General features: G+C 64.2%; 13 protein-coding genes. 5 read left to right on the top strand and 8 right to left on the bottom strand.

Annotation, left to right across the window (positions count from 1 at the left end; translation table 11 throughout):
* The first annotated feature begins 52 nt into the window (after positions 1–52).
* Positions 53–1267, top strand: coding sequence for an MFS transporter (locus RFM98_RS18945; RefSeq protein WP_320310303.1), 1215 nt, complete (start codon positions 53–55; stop codon positions 1265–1267).
* A 97-nt stretch (positions 1268–1364) separates the two neighbouring features.
* Here RFM98_RS18945 and RFM98_RS18940 read toward each other — a convergent pair whose 3' ends face one another.
* Entirely contained in the window at positions 1365–1712 is a 348-nt protein-coding gene (locus tag RFM98_RS18940) for a GFA family protein (RefSeq protein ID WP_320310302.1), read from the bottom strand.
* 173 nt (positions 1713–1885) lie between these two features.
* Between RFM98_RS18940 and RFM98_RS18935 the strand changes: the two genes are divergently transcribed.
* On the top strand, positions 1886–3181 hold the full coding sequence (locus RFM98_RS18935; RefSeq protein WP_320310301.1) for an amidase: 1296 nt from the start codon (positions 1886–1888) through the stop codon (positions 3179–3181).
* An 83-nt stretch (positions 3182–3264) separates the two neighbouring features.
* Here RFM98_RS18935 and RFM98_RS18930 read toward each other — a convergent pair whose 3' ends face one another.
* The 4 genes from RFM98_RS18930 to RFM98_RS18915 form a co-directional block, all read right to left on the bottom strand.
* Positions 3265–4245 carry a hydroxyacid dehydrogenase gene (locus RFM98_RS18930; RefSeq protein WP_320310300.1) on the bottom strand — a complete coding sequence of 327 codons (981 nt, stop codon included), beginning with the start codon at positions 4243–4245 and terminating at the stop codon, positions 3265–3267.
* Between the two features lie 168 nt (positions 4246–4413).
* Positions 4414–5130 carry a FadR/GntR family transcriptional regulator gene (locus RFM98_RS18925; RefSeq protein ID WP_320310299.1) on the bottom strand — a complete coding sequence of 239 codons (717 nt, stop codon included), beginning with the start codon at positions 5128–5130 and terminating at the stop codon, positions 4414–4416.
* Between the two features lie 2 nt (positions 5131–5132).
* On the bottom strand, positions 5133–6302 hold the full coding sequence (locus RFM98_RS18920; protein ID WP_320310298.1) for a mandelate racemase/muconate lactonizing enzyme family protein: 1170 nt from the start codon (positions 6300–6302) through the stop codon (positions 5133–5135).
* Between the two features lie 57 nt (positions 6303–6359).
* A complete protein-coding gene (locus RFM98_RS18915; RefSeq protein WP_320216913.1) occupies positions 6360–7247 on the bottom strand; it encodes a sugar phosphate isomerase/epimerase family protein in 888 nt (295 codons plus the stop codon).
* Between the two features lie 400 nt (positions 7248–7647).
* Here RFM98_RS18915 and RFM98_RS18910 point away from each other — a divergent pair, with 400 nt between their 5' ends.
* From RFM98_RS18910 to RFM98_RS18900, 3 genes are all read left to right on the top strand, one after another.
* Positions 7648–8703 (top strand): sugar phosphate isomerase/epimerase family protein, encoded by a 1056-nt coding sequence (locus RFM98_RS18910; protein ID WP_320310297.1) that lies wholly within the window; start codon positions 7648–7650, stop codon positions 8701–8703.
* 132 nt (positions 8704–8835) lie between these two features.
* Positions 8836–10023 (top strand): Gfo/Idh/MocA family protein, encoded by a 1188-nt coding sequence (locus tag RFM98_RS18905; protein ID WP_320310296.1) that lies wholly within the window; start codon positions 8836–8838, stop codon positions 10021–10023.
* Between the two features lie 224 nt (positions 10024–10247).
* Positions 10248–11099 carry a sugar phosphate isomerase/epimerase family protein gene (locus RFM98_RS18900; RefSeq protein ID WP_320310295.1) on the top strand — a complete coding sequence of 284 codons (852 nt, stop codon included), beginning with the start codon at positions 10248–10250 and terminating at the stop codon, positions 11097–11099.
* Positions 11100–11307: 208 nt separating this feature from the next.
* Here the strand turns inward: RFM98_RS18900 and phnE (RFM98_RS18895) are convergent, their stop codons facing one another.
* From phnE (RFM98_RS18895) to phnD, 3 genes are all read right to left on the bottom strand, one after another.
* Positions 11308–12672, bottom strand: a complete 1365-nt coding sequence (phnE, locus tag RFM98_RS18895) for a phosphonate ABC transporter, permease protein PhnE (RefSeq protein WP_320310294.1) — start codon at positions 12670–12672, stop codon at positions 11308–11310.
* Between the two features lies 1 nt (position 12673).
* Positions 12674–13633, bottom strand: coding sequence for a phosphonate ABC transporter, permease protein PhnE (gene phnE / locus RFM98_RS18890; protein ID WP_320310293.1), 960 nt, complete (start codon positions 13631–13633; stop codon positions 12674–12676).
* Between the two features lie 163 nt (positions 13634–13796).
* Positions 13797–14705: a phosphonate ABC transporter substrate-binding protein gene (phnD, locus tag RFM98_RS18885; RefSeq protein WP_224518348.1), complete on the bottom strand. Its 909-nt coding sequence runs from the start codon at positions 14703–14705 to the stop codon at positions 13797–13799.
* Between the last annotated feature and the right edge of the window lie 31 nt (positions 14706–14736).

Here is a 14736-nt window from a genome sequence, read left to right as displayed (position 1 = left end):
CCCGAGCTGGTCATCCCCTAGGTGGCGCCATAGACAGATCGGAGAATTTGCCATGACCGAACCCGCAACGGGCGCCATCGACGCCGCCGTTCTCGACAGAACCGAACCGGAGGAACGAAGTGAGCCGGCGTGGGGCGCGGTGGTCTCGCTGGCGCTCGGCGTTTTCGGCCTGGTCACCGCCGAATTCCTGCCTGCCAGCCTTCTGACGCGGCTGGCGCAGGACCTCGGCGTCAGCGAGGGCGCGGCCGGCCAGGCGGTGACGGCGACGGCGGTTGTCGGCGCGATTGCGGCGCCGACCATGGCGATCATCACCAAGCGGCTCGACCGCCGGCTGGTGATGTGGATCCTCTCCGTGCTCCTGATCGTCTCCAACCTGCTCGCCGCCTTCGCGTCCTCGCTCACAATGCTGCTTCTCGCCCGCGTCGTTCTGGGCGTGGCGCTTGGCGGCTTCTGGTCGATGTCGGCCGCCATGGCGCTGCGGCTTGTGCCGATGCGGCTGATGCCGCGCGCCATGTCGATCATCCTGACCGGCGTCTCGGTCGCCACCGTCACCGCGGCGCCCGTCGGCGCCTATGTCGGCGATATCTGGGGCTGGCGCACCGCCTTCATGATCGCGGCGGTCGTCGGCGCGCTGGCGCTGCTGGTGCAGCTCGCCACGCTTCCCAGCCTGCCGCCCACAACCGTTGCAAGCTTCCGCACCCTGCTTGCGGTGCTGAAGCGGCCGATGATCCGCATCGCCCTGCTGGTCGTGCTGCTGGTCGCGTCCGGACAGTTTGCCGGCTTCACCTATGTGCGGCCGTTCCTGGAGACGGTCCCGGCGATGCCGATCGAGACCATCTCCCTGGTGCTGCTCGCCTATGGCATTGGCGGCTTCTTCGGCAATTTCGCCGGCGCGTTCCTGGCCGAGCGCAATCTCAAGATGGCCGTCGGCCTGGCGCCGCTGCTGATCGCCTTGTCGGCGGTGGCTCTGCTTGTGCTTGGCGCCTCACCGATAACCGCGGCAGTCGCCGTCACCGCCTGGGGCTTTGCCTTCGGCGCCGTGCCGGTCGGCCTGCAGACCTGGTTGGTGCGGGCCGCGCCCGATCAGGCCGAGAGCGCCGGCGGCCTGATGGTCGCGACCTTCCAGGTGGCGATCGCGCTCGGCGCCATCGTCGGTGGCCTCCTGGTCGATCATGCCGGTGTCGCCACCGCCTTCGCCTATAGCGGCGTGGCGACCTTGCTCGCGGCGCTGGTGGCTTTCCTGATGGGACCGAGGCAGGCTGAGTAGGCAAATCTGGTCGCCCTTTCAAGCATCGGCCCGGCGGCTCTCAGGGGCGCTGGGCCGATGCCGTCATGATGGCCGACACGACTTGCCGTCTGCGGTTTCATGCGGAGCGACCATCGAACTCGAAGACTTCGATGGTCGTGAGGTCGACGCCGTCGAGGCAGTTGATGTTGATATAGGCGGACCGTTCATTGACCTGGCCGACATCTTCCGCAAACGGATGCATGCCGCAGGTCCGGCAGAAGCGATGCGCGATCGAGCCTTTGCCGAAGGTGTAGCGGCCGAGGTCGTCGCCCCAGGCGACCAGATTGAGCTTCTCATGCGGCACGGCCCACAGCAGCGCGCCCTTGCGCCTGCAGATCGAGCAGTTGCAGCGCACGGCCATGCCGGGCTCGCCCTGGACCTCGAAGGCCACCTTGCCGCAGTGGCAGCTGCCTTTGTACAGCATCAGTATCTTCCTATCGCTGGCAGGGTGCAAAGGCACGCTTGCCGGTTTATGTCTTGCGCTGGCTTTGCCAGTCCAAAGTCCTTGTTTCTGCGCAATTCCGGACGGAAAACCGCTCCACACCTTTCCTGGAATTGCTTTAAAGACGTTGCATCCTTGCGGAGTCCGACATCGACATGCAATCCATCCGCGACCGTCTCGAAATCATCCTGTCACGTCTTGCCAATCGCGCCGCCGACGAGAAGGTCTACAGCAAGCTTTATACCGAGGCCGCGCGGGGCGCCGCCGACGCGTCCGATGCTCGCCGGAAAGCCGGTGTGAGCCTGGGGCCGCTCGACGGGCGCATCGTCTCGATCAAGGATCTGTTCGACGTCGCCGGCGAGCCGACGGCGGCCGGGTCGCTGATCCACGCCGGCGGCGCATCGGCGACGCGGGATGCAATAATCGTGCAGAGGCTGCGCCAGGCGGGCGCCGTCATCCTCGGCAAGACCAACATGACCGAGTTCGCCTTCACCGCGATCGGCGACAATCCGCATTACGGCATGCCGGGCAATGCGGCCGATGCCAGCCTGATCCCGGGCGGCTCGTCATCGGGAGCGGGCGTTGCGGTCGGCGAGGGCACAAGCGACATCTCGATCGGTTCGGACACCGGCGGCTCGGTGCGCATCCCGGCCTCGCTCAACGGTGTCGTCGGCTTCAAGCCGACGGCGGGACGGGTGCCTTTGACGGGGGCCTTCCCGCTGTCGATGACGCTGGATTCGATCGGTCCGCTTGCCCGCAGCGTCGCCGATTGCGCGATCGCCGATGCGATCATGGCGGGCGAAGAGCCGGCAGCCCTACAGCCGGTCCCGCTCGCCGGCCTGCGCATCGGCATTCCACGCGGCATGCTGTTCGGCGAGACGCAAGCCGAGGTCGCCGCAGCTTTCGAGCGCTGCATCGACAGGATCGGGCAGGCCGGCGCCCGTGTTGCCGATTTGTCGATCGACGATCTCATCCGCGAGATGCGCGCCGCAACCAAACGCGGCACGATCGCGTCCATGGAAGGTGCCGAAGTGCACGCCGACTGGCTGGCGAGTGGCGCCTCGGTGCCGGTCGACCCCCATGTCACCGGGCCATTGTCGCGCGCGCTGGCCGTTCCCGCCTCGGCCTATATCCGCACGATCCGCCGTCGTGGCGAGCTCGTGGCCGCCATGGCGGAACGGCTGGAGACGGTCGATGTGCTGGCATTGCCGACCGTGCCGATGGTCGCGCCGTCGATTGCCGCCGTGGCCGGCGACGAAGCGCTGCGCGAGAAGACGGAAGGGCTGCTCTTGCGCAACACGCAGGTCGCCAATCAGTTCGGCCTTTGCGCGATCTCGTTGCCGATACCCGGCACGAAGCTGCCAACCGGATTGATGGTGGTGGGCAGGCATGGGCTTGATCGTCGTTTGCTAGCGATTGCCGCCACGGTGGAGGCATTGCTTGGCCGTTAACCGCGGCGGCCATCAGGATGCAAATCCTGAAACGCTGTCCCGCCGGAATCTCAGGTCTGCACCGTCGCGATGGTCGCCAGGAACTAATCGTCGGCCGGAAAGCGTCGCCGGTAATGCTCGATCACCTCCGCATTGCGCAGATTGACCGGCAGCTTGCCGGCCAGCACCAGCAACGCCTCGCTCGCCGCACCGACGCCCATGCGCATCATCGATTCCTCGGTGATGCCGGCCATATGCGGGGTGACGATGACATTGTCGAAGCCGAAATAGGGATGGTTCGACGGCAGCGGCTGCGTGGAAAAGACGTCCAGGGCGGCGCCGCCGATGCGGCCCCTCCGCAACGCATCTATCAGCGCCTCGTCGTCGACCACCGGACCGCGCGAGACATTGATCAGCAGCGCGTTGGGCTTCATGCGGGCGATGCGCTCGCGGCTGATCAGGCCGCGCGTTTCCTCTGTCAGCGGGCAGCAGAGCACGATGATGTCGCTCTGCTCGACCAGCGCGTCGATCGACAGGAAGCCGACACGCTCGGGCGCCGGGCGCAGGCTGCGGGTCGTCGCCACGACATTGAGGTCGAAGCCATGGGCGGCGATATGGCCGACGGCCTGACCGACCGCGCCGAGGCCGACAATGCCGATCGTCTTGCCGGCAAGCTCGCTGGTCGAATTGGCATGCTCGCGCCCAGCAAGCCAACCCTTGGCGCGCAGGTCGCGGTCCATCATGCGGAAGCGCCGCGAGAGCGCGAGCGCGGTGAGCATCACATGCTCGGCGACCGAGCGGGCATTGACCGCGGGCACGTTGGCGATCAGCACGCCGGCGGCGGTCGCGGCCTCGACCGGGATCATGTCCAGTCCGGCACCATGCCGGATCGCCGCGCGCAGGCTCGAAGCACCTGCGAACAGCTCCGGCGGCAGCGGCGCGCGCACGATGACGATGTCGGCGTCGCGGGCTTCAGCGGTCAGCGTTTTGGGATCGAGCGCGGAAGCGATTGCAAGCCGCCCGGCGCCGGCCAGCATGGCCGTGGCGCGAGGGTGCAGCGGATGCGTGGACAGAATCTTGCGCATGAGCCCCCGTTTGTCTTAGCCGCATTTCCGCGACGCCAGGCGATGCCGCCTGGCGGCGACATGCCCCCAAGCGCGTCGCGCTGAACGGGTTCAGGCGGCGCGCTTAGTCTCTTTGTTTTTTGCGCATGTCGTTTTCCCAAAACCGCTACGCACTTTTGGGCGACATGCTCAGGCCTTTTCGAGCGCCGCGCCTTTCGGCTCCGTTCCGCGGCCTTCGATGATCCCTTTCCAATAGCTCTCGGCGCCCTGCAAATGGGCATTCATCAAGGCCTGGGCGAGATTGCCGTCGCGGCGCAGCAGCGCCTCGTAGATCTGGATGTGCTCGGCATGCGAGCGCACGCTGCGTTCGGGGTCGTTGAAATAGATCGGCAGGCGCTGCTCGCCCATCAGGTAATAGACGCTGCAGATGTTGTGAAAGACGCTGTTCTTGGTCGCGCGCACGATCTCGAGGTGGAACTCGCGGTCCTCCTTGGCGAGACCTTCGCCGGCGGCGATGCGCTCTTCGGAAGCTTTCAGGATCTCGCGCAGCCGCTCGAAATTCTCTTCCGTAGCGCGCGAGCAGGCGAGCTCGGCCGCCTTGATCTCGTGGATCTTGCGCAGCTCGACGGTTTCGTAGATCTGCACCGGATCGAGCGGCAGGCCGGCGCGTGCGAACAGGGCCAGCGCCTCGACGCTCGCCTGCTTGGTGTCGATATAGATGCCGGACTTGGCGCGCCGCTCGACGATGCGCATGGCCTCGAGGATGGCCAGCGCCTCGCGGATCTGGCCGCGGCTGACGCCGAAATGCTCCGCCAGCTCGCGCTCTGACGGCGTGCGGCCGGACTCCTTGTCCGAATTGGAGAAGAGATAGGCGGCAAGTTCCGCGAGAAGGTTCTTTTCTTTCATCGTCAAATACGTTGCGCGTGCGCCTCCAGGAATCGCTCGGAGATGGTGAAACCCAATCCAGGCTTTTCAGGGATCGCTATCATACCGTTCTTCGCTTCGACAGTCTCCTCGACAAGGTCGTGGATCATCGGATTGGCGCCGAGCGAATATTCGATGATGAAGCTGGCGGGCGAGGCGGCACACACATGCAGCCCGGCAAAGAAGCAAGGCGCGCCAGCCCACAAATGCGGCGCGAAGCGCAGGTTGAAGGCGCTGGCAATGGTGCCGATCTTCATCGCCTCGCTGATGCCGCCGCAGAAGGCGGGATCCGGCTGGAAGATGTCGGCCGATTTGAGCACCGCCAGATCGCGGAAGGCGTAGCGCGTCGCCTCGCTTTCACCTGTCGCGATCGGCGTCGAGCCTGAGGCGCGCACTTCAGCCATGCCCGATTTGTCGTCGGCGATCACCGGTTCCTCGAACCAGGCAAGGTCGAGATCGGCGGTGAGTTTGATGAAGCGCTTGGCCTCGGCGACGGTATAGGTGCCGTGCGCGTCGACCATCAGTTCGACATCCGGCCCGATCGCCTGCCTTGCGGCACGCACGCGCGCGGCCGAAACATGCGGGGCGCCGTCCATGGCGCCGACGCGCATTTTCAGCGCCTTGAAGCCGCCTTTGGCGATGTAGGATTTCAACTGCTCGCCAATGGCCCCAGTGGAGGCCCAGCCGCCCGAGGCATAGGCCTGCATGCGCTCGACCTTGCGGCCGCCGAGCAGCCGCCACACCGGCTGCCCAAGCGATTTGCCAAGAATGTCCCAGAGCGCGATGTCGATGGCGCTGATCGCCGCCACGCTCATGCCGCGCCGCGCCAGCTGCGGCATGGCATGGCCGGCATGCGCCGCCGTCTCATGCCGCACGCCGTTATAGAGCATTTCCCAGATGATGCCGATATCGGCGGGATCGCGGCCGATGAGCTGCGGGCCGATCTCGTGGTTGAGCATATGGACGAGCGCGCCATAGCTGCCGGCGCTGCCGGCGGCGTTCTTGCCTTCGCCCCAACCGACCAGGCCGTCGTCGGTCTCGATGCGCAGAATGGCGGCGTCGAACGTCGTCACCTGACCGAAGTCGCTGCGATGCTGCTTCGCGACTTCGATCGGGATACGAACCCACCAGGCCTGGACGCTTTTGATGCGCATGTTTTCCCTTCGGCTCCTCCGCCTGCCAGGCGGAAGGGGTAAGCTTCGATCGGAGGCCTACTTGATCAGCGGCAGCAGCGTTTCGGCGGTGATGCGCATCTGGTCGGTGTAGAATTTCTCCGTGAGCACGCTGGAGCCGTGGTCCTGGATGAATTTGAGCTGCTCGGGCGAGATGTCGACCGGATTACGCTCGACCATCTCCGGATAGGGCGCGGCCGGCGTGCGGTCGACGGGCGCGACGAACTCGTTGGTCAGCGCGCCGTCATAGCCGACGTCCTTCAGCGTGCGCACGATCTTCGGCCAGTCGATCTGGCCAAGGCCGGCGGCGAAGCGGTTGTTGTCGGCAACATGGAAGTCGAACAGGCGCTTTCCGACCTGGCGGATCGCGTCATAGACGTTAAATTCCTCCATGTGGATGTGATAGGCGTCGAGGCAGACGCCGCAGTCTGGGCTCACCGCATCGGCGAGAGCGAGCGCCTGGGCGCCGCGGTTGAAGAGGTAGGTCTCGAAGCGGTTGAGCGGCTCGACGGCGATCCTGACGCCGACCTTCTTGGCATGGGTAAAGCACTCACGCGTGGCGTCGACCACCCAGCCCCATTCCTCCGCCTCGGTCCCGTCCGGCACAACCTTGCCGACGGTCGCGGGCACCAGCGTGATGATCTCGCCATCGAGCTCGCTGACCATGGTGAGCACGTCCTTGACGTATTTGACCGAGCGCTCGCGCTGGCCCTGGTCCTTGGCGGCGAGGTTGCGTTCGCCGAGCATCAGCGTCACCGAACCCCAGCAGCGGATGCCGTGCTCCTTCAGGAGCGCACGCGTCTCCTTGGTCTTGTACTGCTCGGGCTCGCCGGAGATCTCGATCGATTCATAGCCGAATTTCTTGATGCGCTTGAGCGTCACCTCCAGCGGCTCGGCCCGCATCCAATTGTGCGTCGAAAGATGCATGCTCTATCCTTCCCAGAATTCGCCTGTCACATTTACCCCGCGATGCCTCCGGTTGAGGCAGCCGCACGTTTCCTCCCCAAGGGGTTGCCAGCATTTTCTTCGAAACTGGTTCGACCAATTGGGCCTTTCATGACCTCTACAGCAAATTTTCGTGCGCAGCAAGAAGTGGATATGGGAGGCCTGGCTGTGTGGTCAATACTATGATTTTATAAGGTAATTTCTGACACCTGACCGCGAGTTTCCCACTTCTTCGAGGTTTTCGGGTGCTTGACCGAACTATGGGATTTGGTAATACCAGAATGGCATAGCATTTTGATGCCGCTAGGATTGACCAAACAGGCTGGCCCTCACTCCAATCGGCGCTATGCTTTGGTCGGGAAAACAAAGAGGAAGGATGCCGATGCCGACGACAATGAAGGGCCCCGGCCTGTTTCTGGCGCAGTTCGCGGGCGACGCGGCGCCGTTCAATTCGCTGGCTTCGATAACCAAATGGGCGGCCGGCCTCGGCTACAAGGGCGTGCAGATCCCGACCTGGGAGGGACGCCTGTTCGATCTCAAGAAAGCGGCGTCGTCGAAGGCCTATTGCGACGAGGTGAAAGGCATCTGTGCCGACGCCGGTGTCGAGATCACCGAGCTGTCGACGCACCTGCAGGGGCAACTGGTGGCGGTGCATCCCGCCTATGACGCGCAGATGGATGGCTTCGCGCCGCCATCGGTGCACAACGATCCCAAGGCGCGGCAGAAATGGGCTGTCGAACAGATGAAGTTCGGCGCCAAGGCATCGCGCAATCTCGGGCTCAACGCTTCGGTGTCGTTCACCGGCTCGCTGGCCTTCCCTTACCTCTATCCCTTCCCGCAGCGGCCAGCCGGCCTGATCGAGGAAGCCTTTGGCGAACTCGGCAAGCGCTGGAAGCCGATCCTCGATGTCTATGAGGACAATGGCGTCGACGTCGGCTACGAAATTCACCCCTCCGAGGATGTGTTCGACGGCGCGACATTCGAGATGTTCCTCGACGCGGTCGGCGGCCACAGGCGCTGCAACATCAACTACGATCCGTCGCATTTCCTGCTGCAGCAGCTCGACTATCTCGAGTTCATCGATATCTACCACGAGCGGATCAAGGCGTTCCACGTCAAGGACGCCGAGTTCAACCCGACCGGACGGCAGGGCGTCTATTCCGGCTACCAGGGCTGGGTGAACCGGGCAGGCCGTTTCCGTTCACTGGGCGACGGACAGGTCGATTTCAGCGGCATCTTCTCCAAGCTCACCCAGTACAATTACGATTCCTGGGCGGTGCTGGAGTGGGAATGCTGCCTGAAACATCCCGAGGACGGCGCCGCCGAAGGCGCGCCTTTCATCCAGCACCACATCATCCGGGTGACGGAGAAGGCCTTCGACGACTTCGCCGCCGGTACAACGGACAAGAAGCTGTTGCGCGCGATGATGGGGATTTGACCTACGAACTTCCTTGAGGAGGTTCGGGTGGGGTTGAATCACAAGTTGCAGCAGACTCCTATACCCCCACCCCGACGCTGCGCGTCGACCCTCCCCACAAGGGGGAGGTGAGGAGCAAAAGAGAGGATAAAAATGGTCGGCGCATCGAAGTCGGAAGCGGGAGGCGGCCCGATCCGCTACGGCATGGTCGGTGGCGGGCAGGGCGCCTTCATCGGCGCGGTGCATCGCATTGCGGCGCGCATGGACAATGACTTCGTGCTGGTGGCCGGCGCGCTGTCGTCGGACCCGGCGCGGGCGAAGGCTTCGGCCGAGGAACTCGGGCTCGATCCCGCGCGCAGCTACGGCTCCTATGCCGAGATGGCAAAGGCAGAAGCCAAGCGGCCCGACGGCATCGAGGCGGTGGCGATCGTCACGCCCAACAACGTGCATGTGCCGGCAGCCAAGGCCTTCCTCGAGGCCGGCATCCATGTCATCTGCGACAAGCCGCTGGCGACCTCGCTGGCGGAGGCCAAGAAGCTTGCCGCCCTCGTCGAAAAGACCGGCAAGGTGTTCGTGCTCACTCACAACTACACCGCCTATCCGATGATCCGGCAGGCGCGCGAGATGGTGGCCAAGGGCCAGCTCGGCGACATCCGCATCGTGCAATCGGAATATCCGCAGGACTGGCTGACCGAGGATCTCGCCGCCACCGGCCAGAAACAGGCATCGTGGCGCTCCGATCCCAAGCAGGCCGGCGCCGGCGGCGCGCTGGGCGACATCGGCACGCATGCCTATAACCTTGCCCGCTTCGTGTCGGGGTTGGAGCTGGATACGCTGTCGGCCGATCTCGACGCCTTCGTGCCGGGCCGCCAGCTCGACGACAATGTCAATGTCATGCTGCGCTTCAAGCCGGTCGGCAAGGCGCATCCGGCCAAGGGCATGATCTGGGCAAGCCAGGTGGCGCCCGGCCACGAGAACGGGCTGAAGCTGCGCGTCTACGGCTCCAAGGGTGGGCTGGAATGGGTGCAGGCCGACCCGAACTATCTCTGGTACACGCCGTTCGGTCAGCCGAAGCAGCTTTTGACGCGCGCCGGCGCCGGCGCGATGCCGGTGGCGGCGCGCGTCAGCCGCGTGCCGTCCGGCCATCCGGAGGGCTATCTCGAAGGTTTTGCCAACATCTACCAGGAAGCGGCCCGGGCTATCCGCGCGGCGCGCAGGAAGGGCGGCAAGCCGGCCAAGGATGTGGTCTTCCCGACGATCGCCGACGGTGTCGAAGGCATGGCCTTCATCGAGGCCTGCGTGAAGTCGTCGAAGAAGAATGGGGCGTGGACCAAATTGTAGGTCGCGTCGGCCGGCGAGCGGGAAGTCCCCCTCACCCGGATTGCCAGCCGAATTGCAAGGGCAATTCGGGGCAATCCGACCTCTCCCCAAGGGGAGAGGATGGCGCCGACGTTGGCGCTCGTCTCTTCTCCCCTTGGGGAGAAGGTGGACGCGAAGCGGCCGGATGAGGGGGAGTGTGGCCCGCTAGCGCAAGCGGTTGGCCGCCAAGCTGGGGAGGGGTGTCGATGAAAATCGGCATGTGCATGTTCTTGTGGACGACCAGCGTCTCGAAGAAGCACGAGGCGCTGCTCAAGGACATCAGGGCGACCGGTTTCGACGGCGTCGAGATCCCGGTCTTCGCCGGAGCCCCTGACGACTACAAGAAACTCGGCGAAATGCTCGACCGTATCGGCCTTGAGCGCACCGCGGTCTCGGCCATGGGCGATCCGGCGATGAACCTGATTTCGCCAGATGCAGCAACGCGCAAGGCCGGCATCGACTATATGAAATGGGCGATCGACTGCAGCTCAGCCCTCGGCGCGGACAGGCTGAGCGGTCCGCTGCATTCGACGCTCGGCTCCTTTTCCGGCAGTGGCCCGACGGCGGCCGAGAAGAAGCGTTCGGTCGCCTCGCAGCGCGCCATCGGCGACCATGCCGGCAAGAAGGGTGTGACCATCGGACTCGAAGCGCTCAACCGCTTCGAATGTTATCTGGTCAACACCATGGCCGACCTGTCGGAGCATATCGACGCGATCGACCGGCCGCATATCAAGGCGATGTACGACACTTTCCATGCCAATATCGAGGAGGCCGACCCGATCGGCGCCTATACAAGCAACCGGCGCAATGTCGTGCATATCCATATTTCGGAGAATGACCGCGGCGTGCCGGGACGCGGCAACATCCCCTGGAAGGAAACTTTTTCCGCTATCCGCAAGAGCGGCTATGACGACTGGCTGACCATCGAATCCTTCGGCCGCTCGCTGAAGGACCTGGCGGCGGCGACCAAGGTGTGGCGCGATTTTGCCGAGAGCCCGGAGGCGGTCTATCGGGACGGGTACAGGCATATCAGGGATGGGTGGAGGAAGGCGGCTTAGACGCCTTCCTTCGTCATCCACGGGCGGAGCGGGAGCGAAGCGGACGCGGAGACCCGAGGATCCATTCCGTGACGTCGATGCCCCGCGGCGAGTCAGAATTCTGCACCGCTGTGTTCCACGGCTCAGGTAACGGAATGGATCCTCGGGTCTGCGCCGCGTCGCTTCGCTCCTTGCTCCGCCCGTGGATGACGAAGGCGCGGGGGGCCAATCAACCCTGCGCAGCCTGCAGCCTGTTGTAATCGTGCAGCGTGCGGCTGAGCCGGCGGCGCAGGAAGTTCGAGATGTTGTCGAAGACGAAGACGACGAGCAGCGTCAGCAGCACCATGTAGAAGACGTTGGCCCAGTTCGAATTGGTGCGCATCGCTTCCCAGAGTTTCAGGCCGATGCCGCCGGCGCCGACGGCGCCGATGATGGTGGCGCCGCGGGTATTCGATTCCCACTGGTAGAGCGTCTGGCTGATGAAGATCGGCACCACTTCCGGCAGCACGCCGTAGCGCTGCACCAGCAGGCCGTTGGCGCCGGTCGAAAGCACGCCTTCGCGTGGCTTGTCGTCGATGTTCTCCAGCGCCTCGGAATAGGTTTTGCCGAGCGTGCCGATCTCGGTGAAGAAGATCGCGGCACTGCCGGCCAGCGGTCCAGGGCCGAAGGCGCGGGTGAAGAACAGCGCCCAGATCAGCATGTCGACCGAGCGCATGAAATCGAAGAAGCGTTTCAGCACCTGGCTGAGCAGGCCGCTCGGCGTGATGTTGCGGGCGGCGAAGAAGGCGAGCGGGAAGGCGACGATGCCGCCGAGCAATGTGCCCAGGAAGGCCATGACGATGGTCTGCAACAGCTTCGTCCAGACGTCGCCATGCTGCCACTGCGCATTGTTCCAGATGTTGTTGGCGGCTAAGGCGAGGTTCGATGTGCCCGGCTGAAGCTCGGGCCCGGAGACGATCAGCGAGACCACCTCGCCGGCCGATTTGCCGAAGAAGGGCGAGCGGGTGTCGAAGACGAAATTGGCCCAGCCGAGGAAGCGCTTGCGCACCTTGACCCGGTCGACGGTGACGCGCACCTCGCCGGCAAAGCCCATCTTGGCGACGATTTCGTCGTCATGGACGGTCACCCAATCGGGTACCGGACCGGTCACCACCGGCTTGCCGCCGGTCAGCGATATCGGCACGGTCACGCCATTGGCCGCAATCGTCGCCCTGGTCTTGTCGAAGGTGATGGATTTTGCGTCGCCGTCGATCTGAACCGTGAAAGTGCCGTCGGGATTCTTGATCACCCAATCGGGATTGGGGTTTTCGCCAAGGGCCGAGAAGCGTGGATATTTCGGCGTGATCTGCGGCTGGTCGAGGCGGAATTCCGGTTGCAGGTCGTAGCTGATCCACTGCGACAGGAAGAGCGGCAGGCGCTCCCAATGCGACTCGCGCAGCACCTGCGGCAGGCTGAAGAACCACATGGCGTAGATGAGGTACAAAATGGTGCCGGCAACCAGGAACAGCGGCCAGAAGCGCTTGTAGGCCGGGCGCTGGAACACCTGCGGGAAGCGTTCCTCTATCGCCCGTACTTCGTCAGCAGTCATAGCCATGTCAGGCGGCTCCCAATAGGAAAGCCTGCTCGCCGACCAGCTTGCGCCGCAGCCAGGCGGAGAACTGGTCGATGAGGAAGATGGTCGTGAACAGAAGCAGCACCAGCGCCAGCGTTTTGGCGCCGAAGCCGCGCGAGATGGACAGCTTCAACTCCTCGCCGATGCCGCCGCCGCCGACGGCGCCGATGATGGTCGAAGCGCGTACGTTGATCTCCACGCGAAGCAGCGTGTAGGACATGAAATTGGGGAGCACCTGCGGCAAGTCGGCGAAGCGCACGCGCTCGAACCAGTTGGCGCCGACGGCCCGCAGTCCTTCCTCGGCCCGCATATCGATGTTCTCGTTGATCTCGTAGAACAGCTTGCCCAGCGCGCCGATCGAATGCAGGCCGATGGCGATGATGGCGGCTATCGGGCCGGTCGAGACGATTGCCGCGAACAGGCCGGCAATAACGATCTCGGGGAAGGCGCGCAGCAGTTCCATGAAGCGCTTGACGACGAGCCTCAGAGCCGGGTGCGGTGTCAGATTGCGCGCGGCGATGAAGGAGAAGGGTACGGCGAAGACGAAGCCGATGAAGGTCGAGACCAGCGCAACGTTGACGGTGGTCAGCATGAGCTCGAAATATTCGGGGATATAGAAGCCGCCCCAGACATGGACACGGCCGAGCGGGAAGTTGAATTCCTGCGTGCCCTTGTCGTTCGGCGAGGCAATATCGAACAGCGCCCGCCACACGTCGTTCCAGTCCTTCGGGACCAACCAGCTCAGGAAATCGAGGAGATGCGGCAGGCGCTCGAAGAAGTGGCCAGCATTGGCTTCGTCGGCGAACCACATGCTGGCGACCATCGCCGCGAGCAGCAGGCCGACGCCGAGCACCGTGTAGAGCCGGCGCAGCGATGTCTGGCGCTGCCAGGCCTCCGCCTGCTGGCGGGTGGCGTTGGAAAGGATCGTCGCTGAGGCTGTCATGATCGGAACATGCAAAAAAGGCGGTGCGCCGCATCTGCCCGAAAATCGAAGTCCGATTTTCGGGAATGACCGATGCGGCCATCCCAAGTGCTAAAGCGTAGTTTGTGCGTCCAAGTGGACGCACGTCGCTTTAGAGGCACACCGCCCTTTCTGATCTTGCCTTTTAGCCGCCGATAGCGGCTTTGCGGGCTTCGACGATAACGCTGTAGAAGTCCGGCTTCACGGGCACATAGCCGGTAAAATCGCCGCCTTCGACGCCTTCGAAACACGCCTTGTCCTTGGCCGGCAGAGCGGTAAAGAAGGCGGTCAGCTTGGCGGTCATGTCGTCGCCGAGCGCGGTGCGAACGACCAGCGGGCCGTTCGGGATCAGGCCCGAGCGCCAGACTTCGACGAAGTCGTTGGGGTCGACGGCGCCCTTGGCGACTTCCTTGTGGAAGGTGCCCGAGGTGTAGCCGTTCTTGAAGTCGCCGATGCCCGAGGAATCATCCACCGCCACATCAACCTTGCCGTCGCGGACGGCCAGCACGTTGTTCTCATGGCCGCCGTTGAACTGGGTCGAGGCGAAGTAGGTCTCGTTGGAAGCGCCGGTGTCCTTCGGAATCTGGGTCAGCGGGATCAGGTAACCCGAGGTCGAATCCGGATCGGCGTAGCCGAGCTTCTTGCCCTTGGCCGACTTGATGTCGGTGATGCCGGAAGTCTTGAGCGCCAGGCCGATCGAATAGTAGCCGGTGGAGCCGTCGGTCTGCTTGGTGGTGAGGATCGGGGTGACGGCCTTCGGATCCTTGAGATAGACGCTGGCATAACCCGATGCGCCGAGCTCGGCGAAGTCGAGCGTGCCGCCGAGCAGGCCCTGAATGACGCCGTCATAGTCGGCGGCCGGGAACAGCGAAACCTTCTCGAAGCCGAATTCCGACTTCAGGTGGTCGGCGAGGCACTGGTAGTTGCGCAGGCGGTCGGTCTCGTTCTCACCGCCGAGGATGCCGACGCGGAATTCCTTGATGTCGGCGGCGTGCGCGGCGCTTGCCGCCATGGCGAGCAGCGAAACCGCCCCAAAAACCATCTTCCTGAACATTTTGATCTCTCTCCTGTTGTTCCGGCTGCGC

This window comes from Mesorhizobium australafricanum, from assembly GCF_033977265.1.
In the GTDB taxonomy this organism is placed as follows: Bacteria; Pseudomonadota; Alphaproteobacteria; order Rhizobiales; family Rhizobiaceae; genus Mesorhizobium; species Mesorhizobium australafricanum.
The sequence above is the reverse complement of the archived record's forward strand: the minus strand, read 5'-3'. Positions and strand labels throughout refer to the sequence as shown.